This is a genomic window from Geomonas sp., assembly GCF_056994735.1.
Genome location: NZ_JBXKJL010000388.1, coordinates 1 through 2,709, shown reverse-complemented (window position 1 = coordinate 2,709; position 2,709 = coordinate 1). Strand labels below are relative to the sequence as shown.

The following is a 2,709-nucleotide window of genomic DNA, read 5'->3' as shown; positions in this document are numbered from 1 at the left end:
ATCGTGTACCGGGGGAACCAGGATACCGCCTTTGAAGACGAGGTCCGGCTGCATATCGCCCGCAATTTCCCGCCGGTGGCGCAGGGGATCTCCCATCACCTGCACCGGCAGCCTTTCTGAACCGTTGATGGCTGGTGCGCGGGGATCCGCCAGCCGGATCCCCGCGATTGGGAAAATGAGTTGTCTCGCGCGGCGACTGTATCCGGGGGCAAAGGCGCGAGCGCTGCCGGCGGTAAAAAGCCAGGCGCAGGTGGTTCGATACCAGCGAACGGAGATTGACAGATGCAGATAGCAGCTCACTGCCGCAAGTGCGGAAAGGTCATGAACAGCCGCCGGGTCGGAGACTACCAGGTCAAAACAACCTGTTCGTGCGGTTTTTCCGATTACCGCACCCTGACCGAGAACATCCGTAAGGTGAATCCCTTCGCCAGGAGGGGCGTTTTTTCTCCCTGCGCTGTCAGTGAAAAGGACCAAATGTCGGCGATCATGCATCGCGCTAACCGTGAACACCGGGAGATGCTCTCCCTGGAAGAGATAAGCTCGCTGGTTACCTCTGACGCCTCACTCCCCGACATACTCGGGACCGTTGCCACGAAGGTCGTCACCCAGCTCAAAGCCGATGTCTGCAACATCTATCTTCTGGAGGATGGAGATCTCGTGCTGAAGGGGACTCATGGCTACGACCCGGCCAACGTCGGCCGGTTTCGCCTGAAGATCGGGGAAGGCATTACCGGCTCCGCTGCGCTCGATAAAAAACCGGTCAACATCCCCAGCGCCGCCAAGGACCCTCGCAACAAGGTGTTCCCCGAACTCAACGAGGAGAGGTTCAACTCCATGCTTTCTTACCCGATCGTCGGCGGCAACCAACTCTACGGGGTCATCAATGTGCAATGCACCTCGGTCAGGGTCCTCCCCGAAGACGAGTTTTCCTTTGTCGCTATCGTTGCCAACCTGATTCTTTCTGCCATCAAGTGTGTCTGCTGATGGTGTCTTCGTAATGATTTTGCGGTCATCGTGGTGATGAAAACAGATCAACAGCTGGAGAGGGAACAATGTCGATGCTGGTAATGGTGAAACTCTTTGCGTCCTTCCGTACCGACCGGTTTGCCATGGAAAGCCACTACTACCCGGCGGCAACGACCATCAGGGATGTGGTCCTCGCTCTTGGTTTGCAGGAACTCGAAGTGGGGACCGCCCTGGTCAACGGTCAACGGGCGGAACTGGATCTCCGTCTCAACTGCGGCGACACCCTGGCACTCTTTCCTCTGTTGAGCGGCGGCTGAAATGAAAGAACTCGTGCAGCGCTATCTGCGGAAACACGCAAGCGATGACCTGGTGCCATGGAAATGGCAACTGGAGGCTTCCCGTAACTTCTCTATCCCTGTGGCGGAAATCGAGGAGCTGATACTGCAAACAGGGCTCCTGCCGGCCCGGTATGGTCGCAACAGGGAAACGTTCAGCATCGCGCAGCAGCTTAAACTTTTACGCAGTTGTGTGGCAGTTATCGGCTGCGGCGGTCTGGGCGGCCATATCATCGAGTCGCTGGCCCGGCTTGGAGTGGGGCAGATCGTTGCCGTTGATCCTGACATCTTCGAGGAACACAACCTGAACCGCCAGATTCTCTCCTCCGTCAAATTTCTCGGTTGGCCCAAGGTTGCCCTGGCCGCAACCCGCGTTGCCGAAATCAACCCGGCGGTGAACCTGACCCCGGTCAGGACAAAGTTCACGGCGCAAAACGGCAAGGATCTGCTGCGGAATGTCGATCTGGCAGCCGATGCCCTGGACTCCGTCTCTTCACGGCTCGAGCTGGCTGAGAGCTGTGAGCAGGCAGGGATTCCGCTGGTCCACGGAGCGATCGGCGGCTGGTACGGTCAGATCGTGACCCAGTATCCGGGTGAGAGGGTGCTGCAGCGGCTTTATGAAAACCGCTCGCAGGGGACCGGCGCGGAGAAAAAACTCGGCAACCCCGCATTTACCCCCGCGGTCATCGCCGGGATGGAAACTGCCGAGATCTGCAGGGCCATTTTGGGGATCAAGGGGTCGCTGACGGGGAGGATGATCTCGCTGAATCTGCGGGAAATGGAGCTGGAAAAAATCGTACTCTGAGGGTGACGGCGAGTTGCCCGCGCCGCGGAAATATCGGGAGGTCGCACTCACACATGGACAAGACAGAGATCAGCAGCACCGGCTACGGCCTTAACGCTTCGACTTCCAAGGGTCTCTCCGCGACCCGGAACAGATACAGTGATCTCCTGGCAGTGGCAGCGGTAGGGGGGATCATTGCCCTCTTTGCCGTCTCGCCCGAGGCCAGGGAAAACTTCGGTGCAGTCAATCGCTCCCACGGCATGGTTATGAGTTTCGTCAAGTTTGCCGTTCTGGCCACCTTCGGCGAGGTCCTGGCCTTGCGGCTTTCCGAAGGGGCCTACCTGAAACCGGGCTTCGGCCTGATCCCCAAGGCCCTCGTCTGGGGACTTCTGGGGATTGCGATCAAGACCATCCTGGTGATATTCGCGGCGGGTGTCCCGGCATTCCTCGGCTATCTTGACCTCACGGCCAACTCCTCGTCGCTTCCGGTCAGGATCTCCCGGGCATTTTCCGTCAGCGTCCTGATGAACCTGGTCTTTGCCCCGGTGCTCATGACCCTGCACAAGATGTCGGACATCCATATCGCCATGACCGGCGGCACCATGCGCGGCCTCTTCTCGTCCA

General features: G+C 58.9%; 4 protein-coding genes. All 4 read left to right on the top strand.

Features of this window, described 5'->3' with window-relative positions; translation table 11 throughout:
- Positions 1-282 precede the first annotated feature (282 nt).
- Entirely contained in the window at positions 283-984 is a 702-nt protein-coding gene (locus AC11W3_RS16795) for a GAF domain-containing protein (protein ID WP_484093390.1), read from the top strand.
- Between the two features lie 68 nt (positions 985-1,052).
- Positions 1,053-1,283, top strand: a complete 231-nt coding sequence (locus AC11W3_RS16790; RefSeq protein ID WP_484090643.1) for a MoaD/ThiS family protein — start codon at positions 1,053-1,055, stop codon at positions 1,281-1,283.
- Between the two features lies 1 nt (position 1,284).
- Positions 1,285-2,106, top strand: coding sequence for a HesA/MoeB/ThiF family protein (locus AC11W3_RS16785; protein ID WP_484090644.1), 822 nt, complete (start codon positions 1,285-1,287; stop codon positions 2,104-2,106).
- Positions 2,107-2,159: 53 nt separating this feature from the next.
- On the top strand, positions 2,160-2,709 hold a 550-nt coding region (locus tag AC11W3_RS16780; protein WP_484093389.1), incomplete at its 3' end, for a hypothetical protein.